This is a genomic window from Azospirillum sp. 11R-A, assembly GCF_049472615.1.
Lineage (GTDB): Bacteria > Pseudomonadota > Alphaproteobacteria > Azospirillales > Azospirillaceae > Azospirillum > Azospirillum palustre.
In genome coordinates, this window is the sequence record NZ_JBCEBL010000008.1 from 225,588 (window position 1) to 231,587 (window position 6,000).

5 protein-coding genes are annotated in these 6,000 nt (G+C 69.2%); 1 reads left to right on the top strand and 4 read right to left on the bottom strand.

The features are described 5' to 3' along the window. Positions 1–151: 151 nt before the first annotated feature. Positions 152–1,474 carry an amidase gene (locus VH569_RS14400; protein ID WP_423315956.1) on the bottom strand — a complete coding sequence of 441 codons (1,323 nt, stop codon included), beginning with the start codon at positions 1,472–1,474 and terminating at the stop codon, positions 152–154. Positions 1,475–1,801: 327 nt separating this feature from the next. Between VH569_RS14400 and VH569_RS14405 the strand changes: the two genes are divergently transcribed. After that, complete coding sequence (locus tag VH569_RS14405; RefSeq protein ID WP_423315957.1) at positions 1,802–3,358, top strand: FAD/NAD(P)-binding protein; 1,557 nt, start codon at positions 1,802–1,804, stop codon at positions 3,356–3,358. Positions 3,359–3,384: 26 nt separating this feature from the next. On the opposite strand, the gene VH569_RS14410 is transcribed toward VH569_RS14405, so the two are convergent. Genes VH569_RS14410 through VH569_RS14420 form a run of 3 tightly spaced genes read right to left on the bottom strand, consistent with a single transcriptional unit; the run spans position 3,385 to position 5,887 of the window. Further along, complete coding sequence (locus tag VH569_RS14410) at positions 3,385–4,089, bottom strand: aspartate/glutamate racemase family protein (protein ID WP_423315958.1); 705 nt, start codon at positions 4,087–4,089, stop codon at positions 3,385–3,387. A 13-nt stretch (positions 4,090–4,102) separates the two neighbouring features. Beyond that, the gene (locus VH569_RS14415) at positions 4,103–4,930 is read right to left on the bottom strand and encodes an ABC transporter permease (RefSeq protein WP_377805231.1); all 828 of its coding nucleotides are present in this window, start codon (positions 4,928–4,930) and stop codon (positions 4,103–4,105) included. A gap of 3 nt (positions 4,931–4,933) precedes the next feature. Next, positions 4,934–5,887 (bottom strand): ABC transporter permease, encoded by a 954-nt coding sequence (locus VH569_RS14420; protein WP_423315959.1) that lies wholly within the window; start codon positions 5,885–5,887, stop codon positions 4,934–4,936. Positions 5,888–6,000: the final 113 nt, after the last annotated feature.

Here is a 6,000-nt window from a genome sequence, read left to right on the forward strand (position 1 = left end):
GTCATTTGGGAGTCAGGAATCGGTTGTTTATAAATATTCACGTCTACTCTTTGAACAGGGCGCACGTCCACATGGGTGATACGCAAGGGGCCGTGATTCCTGCGCGGAAAATTCACGACCCCATCATGGTCACAGCACATCTGGCGCAGGCTTACCCCAGCAGCGCCGCTTCGATCCCGGCGGCGATGCCCAGCAGGCTGCGGTCGCTGCCGCGCCGGCCCATCGCCATCAGGCCGACCGGCAAGCCATCAGCCGGAACCGGCAGGGAAATGGCCGGCAGGTCGAACAGGTTGGCGACACGGGTGTTTCGCAGCAGGGCCAGATTGACGCGGTGGAAGGCCGCATCGTCCAGCACATCGGCGATGGTGGGCGCCGTCATCGGCACCGTCGGCAGCAGCAGGACGGGATGGCGGGTCAGCCGCTCGTCCATCAGGCGGATCAACGCGGCCCGGCGGTTCTGCATGCGGACATAATCGGCGGCCGGCGCCTTTCCGCCGGCCTCGATCCGCGCGCGGGTCTTTGGGTCGATGCCGTCGAGCGCCACGATGCCGAGATCGGCGAGGGTCGCCGCCAGCTCGATGGCGGTGAAGACGCCGATGCGGTCCAGTTCTGTCAGCGCGTCCAGTTCCGCCTCGATGGACCCGTCTACGACCTGCGCCCCGGCCGCCCGCAACCGATCGAGCGTCGCCTCGAAGGCGGCGGCGACGGCGGGCTCGATCCCGTCGAACAGCCGCCCGCGCGCCACCAGGAAGGATTGCCCGGCGACGGGGAGCGAAGTCAGCCGTGCCGGGTCGCCATCGGAAAGGATGCTGTCCAGCAGCGCGGCATCCGCGACAGTGGCGGCAATCGGCCCGATCGCATCCAGCGTCGGCGACAGCGGAAAGGCCCCGTCCGACGGCAGACGCCCGGCGGACGGCTTGAAGCCGACCGCACCCGACAGCGCCGCCGGAATGCGCAACGACCCGCCGGTGTCGCTGCCCAGCGCGATCTCCGCCATGCCGTCGATCACCGAGATCGCCGCCCCGGACGAGGAGCCGCCCGGCACCCGCGAGCGGTCATGCGGATTTCCGGGATTGCCGTAATGGGGATTGATGCCGACCGCGGAAAAGGCGAATTCGGTCATGTGGGTCCGGCCGACGATGACCGCCCCCGCGGCGCGCAGCCGGGCCACCGCCCTGGCATCGCGCCTAGCGGCCGGACGGCCGCGCAGGATGGCGGAGCCGGCCGCCGTGGCATCGCCCGCCACGTCGAACAGCGCCTTCACCGAGACGATCCGCCCGTCGAGCGGCCCCAGCGAGCGACCCGCCGCCCCCCGGCGGTCGCTGGCAGCCGCCGCGGAGCGCGCCTCCTCCGCATAGATCTCGGTGAACACCATGGCACCCTGCCGTTCCGGATCGGCAATCCGGGAAAGCGCCGCTTCCAGCCGGTCGCAAGCGGAAGCGTGGGGGGCGGGCTGGACGGACGGCATGGACATCGGTCGTGCTCCTGATCGGTCTTGCAACGAAGCTGCGCGGTGGCGGCGGTACCCGAACGCATGTGCCATATCGGCGCGGGCTTGGCGACAGCGATGATGCGGGGCAACATGCGTAAAAAACCAGCAAATCCCTACTTTTGGAATAGTGTTTGCCCTTCGGCCGATGGCGCGTGTCCCCGGCGCTGTGATATTCAGGGCAGAACGAAGCGGACCGAGCAGACACACGGCCGACGCGAGTCCCCTCTTTCAGCGATAGCCTGACGGGTTCGGGGAACAGACGCCAACGGCCGGCCTTTTCCGGAATGACTCACGGAAGGACGGACTTCGATGCCTGCAACGCCTCACTTCCATCGCCCTGGCCCTCCCCCCGGCGGCACCCCGCCGAATGACTTCCACCAGCCCCGCCAGATCGCCATCGTCGGCGCCGGCTTCACCGGCAGCCTGCTGGCCGCCCACCTGCTGCGCGGCGCCCAGGCGCCGCTGGTGGTGCATCTGATCGAATACGGGCACCGGCCGGGCACCGGCGTCGCCTATTCCACACCGAACGGCACGCATGTGCTGAACGTCCGCGCCTACAACATGAGCGCCTATCCCGACGATCCGCGCCATTTCCTGCGCTGGCTGTGGAGCCGCGCGGACGGGCCGACGCCGGACGAGCCGATGCCGCCCAGCGGCCATGCCTTCGCCTCCCGCGCGCTCTACGGCGCCTACATCCAGGACGTCCTGGCGGAGGCCCAGGCGGAGGCGCCCGCCCATGCCCGGCTGAACCTGATCCGGGCCGAAGCGGTGGATGTCCGCACCGAGACCCCGTCGGGCAGCCGGCCGGCGGTGCATGTGCGGCTCGGCGATGGCCGGGTGGTCAGCGCCGACACCGCCGCCCTCTGCATCGGCAATTTTCCGCCCTCCCCGCCCTGTCTGGCGTCCCCGACCGCGGACGAGGCCTTCGCATCGGACCGCTTCATCGGCGACCCGTGGGATGCCGCCGCCATCGGCACCATCGACCGGGATGCTCCCGTCGCCATCCTCGGCACCGGGCTGACCATGGTCGACACCGTGCTGTCGCTGCTCGACCAGGGGCATCGCGGGCCGGTCACCGCGGTGTCGCGCCGCGGCCTGCTGCCGCTGCGCCATGAGGAGACGCGGCCCTACACCTCCTTCCTCCATCCGGACGTGCTGCCCAGCACGGTCCTCGACGTGCTGATCGCGCTCAAGGCCGATGCCCGGCGGGCGACCGCGGCCGGCTATGACTGGCGGTCGGCCTTCGACGCGTTGCGGCCGCACCATCACCGCATCTGGGCGCATCTGCCGATGGAGGAACGCCGCCGCTTCCTGCGCCACGCCCGTCCCTTCTGGGAGGTGCATCGCCACCGCATGGCCCCGCTGGTCGCCGACCGCATCGCCGCCGCCCGCGACAGTGGCCAGCTGAGCATCCTGCCCGGCCGGCTGAAGGACGCCGCGCTGACCGCGCGCGGCCTGGAACTGACCGTCGCCGAGCGCGGCGGCGGGGCGGAGCGGCGGCTGACGGCCGGCGCGCTGATCAATGCCACCGGCACCAACTGCGACTACACCCGCATCCGCCACCCGCTGGTGCGCTCGCTGCTCGACCGCGGTCTCGCCCGTCCGGACGAATTGCGGCTGGGGCTGGACGTGACGGAAGGCGGAGCGGTGATCGCCGCGGACGGCACGCCCTCTCCCCGCCTGCTGGCGTTCGGGCCGGTCGCCAAGGCACCATTCTGGGAAATGACGGCCGTGCCGGAACTGCGCAGCCAATGCGCCGAAGCGGCCCGCCGTATCCTGAACGGACTGGCGGGCGGCGCGATCTCGGCCCAAGCGGGGTTGCCCGCTATTACGGCACCGGACTTCCCGGAACCGCTGCCGTTGTAAGCTCTCATTGTAAGACGGCGGAGGGGTCAGCGCGCCTTGGGCAGCGGCGGCGCATAGCCGCCGACCTTGCTGGTCCGCAGCCCCAGGGCGGCCAGCCCCTCCACCAGCTTCACGGCGGCGGTGACCCCGTCCACCACCGGCAGGCCCATTTCCTCGCTCAGGGACCGGGCGAAGTCGGCCATGCCGGCGCAGCCCAGCACGATGGTTTCGGCGCCATCCTGCTCCACCGCCCGGCGGATTTCCGCCCGCACCCGCTCGACCGCACCCGACGCCGGGTCCTCCAGCGCCAGCACCGGCACGCCGGCCGCACGGATGGTGCAGCGCCCGGCCATGCCGTAACGTTGCGCCAGCCGCTCCAGCGCCGGGACGGAACGGGCCAGCGTCGTCACCACGCTGAACCGGCCGCCCAACAGCCCGGCGGTCTGCATCGCCGCCTCGCAGATGCCGACGACCGGTGCGGTGGCGAGGCTGCGCGCGGCGTCCAGCCCGACATCGTCGAAGCAGGCGATCACCGTGCCGGCGAGGACACCGTCGCGCTGCTGCCGCTCGATCTCGGCCAGCATGCCGGGAACCGCCAGCGCCTCGTCGTAATAGCCCTCGATGCTGGCCGGGCCACCCGGCGGGTTGGTGGCGACGATCTCGGTGCCGGGGGCCGCGACGGTGCGGGCGGCGGCACCGATCCGCGCGGTCATCGAGGCGGTGCTGTTCGGGTTGACGACCAGGATGCGCATGTCTTGAGAGTCCTCAGTGGCCGCTATGGCGCAGGCGGCGGCGGCGCAGCGCGATCAGGCCCAGGAAGAACAGGCCGATCACGGTGAAGGAGAAGACCGTCGTCAGCGACCCCAGCGCATAGAGCACCGGCGTGGTGACGTTGGTGGTCATGCCGTAGATCTCCAGCGGCAGCGTGTTGAAGCTGCCGGCGGTCATCAGCGTGCGGGCGAACTCGTCGTAGGACAGGGTGAAACCGAACAGCCCGACGCCGATCAGGCTGGGCAGCAGGATCGGCAGCACCACATGGCGCACCGTCTGCCAGGGCGTGGCGCCCAGGTCGCGCGCCGCCTCCTCATAGGCCGGGTTGAAGCGGTTGAAGATGGCGAAGACGATCAGCAGGCCGAAGGGCAGCGTCCAGGTCAGGTGCGCGCCCAGCGCCGAACTGTACCAGGACGGCTCCAGCCCCAGGATGTTGAAGAACAGGCCAATACCCAGGCTGACCAGGATCGACGGCACGATCAGGCTGGCGACGGCGAGATAGAAGATCGCCCCGCTGCCGCGGAACCGGCGGCGGAAGGCGAAGCCGGCCAGCACCGAGAACAGCACGGTCAGCACCATCACCATCAGCCCCAGCGCGATGGAGCGGCGGAAGGACCCGCCGAAATCGCCCACCGCCTGCTGTTCGAACAGGTTGCGGAACCAGTGCAGCGAGACGCCGTTCATCGGGAAGGTCAGGCCGCCTTCCGGCCCCTGGAAGGACAGGATCAGGATGGTCGCGGTCGGGCCGTAGAGGAACAGCACGAACAGCGCGAAGAAGGCCCCCAGCAGGTAGAAGGACAGGCCGCGACGGGAGGTGTTCATCTCTCACAGCTCCTTGCGGATATCGACGATGCGCAGCATCGCCACCACCATGATCAGGACGACGGCCAGCAGGACCACCGCGTTGGCGGCGGCGGCCGGGTATTGCAGCAGCGAGATCTCGTTGGCGATCATCAGCCCGATGGAGGCGCTCTGCCCGCCGCTCATCAGCCGCACGGTGATGAAGTCGCCCATCACCAGCGTGACGACGAAGATGGAGCCGATGGCGATGCCGGGCTTGGTCAGCGGCAGGATGACGTTCCACAGCGTCTGCGCCGCACTAGCGCCGCCGTCGCGCGCCGCCTCGATCAGAGCGCGGTCGATGCGCATCATCGAATTGAAGATCGGCACCACCATGAACAGCGCATAGAGATGGACGAAGGCCAGCACGACCGAGAAGTCGGAGAACAGCAGGAACTCCAGCGGCTGGTCGATGATCCCGGCGGAAATCAGGCCGGAATTGAGCAGCCCGTTGCGTCCCAGGAATGGGATCCACGAGATCATGCGGATGATGTTGGAGGTCCAGAACGGGATGGTGCAGACCAGGAACAGCACCATCTGCCAGGTGGTCGACCGCACATGGAAGGCCAGGAAATACGCCACCGTGAAGCCGATCCCCAGCGTGATCGCCCAGGTCAGCGCGGCGTATTTCAGCGTGTTCAGGTAGGTCTTCCAGGTGACCGGCGAGGTCAGCAGCTCCGTGTAGTTGGTCAGCACGAAGTCCGGGTAGAAGCGGACGCTGTCGTAATCCCAAAAGCTGACGACGACGATGGTCAGAATCGGCACCAGCAGGAACAGCAGCAGCATGACGGTCAGCGGTGCCGCCTGGAGATAGGGCGCCACGCGCGGCAGCAGGCGGCGACGCCGCACCCTGCCGGCGGCGGCCGTGACGGACGGTCGGGACGTTTCGGCGGTCAGGGTCATCGGCGTGGTCCTGCGGTGCGTGGTGTCGACGATCATCCCCCTCTCCCCCCGGGGGAGAGGGTCGGGGTGAGGGGGATGCACAGGGTGGGTTCAATAGGGAGCGGAGAGTGCGCGACGCTTGAAGATCCTCGCCGCGCGGGGGGGGGGGG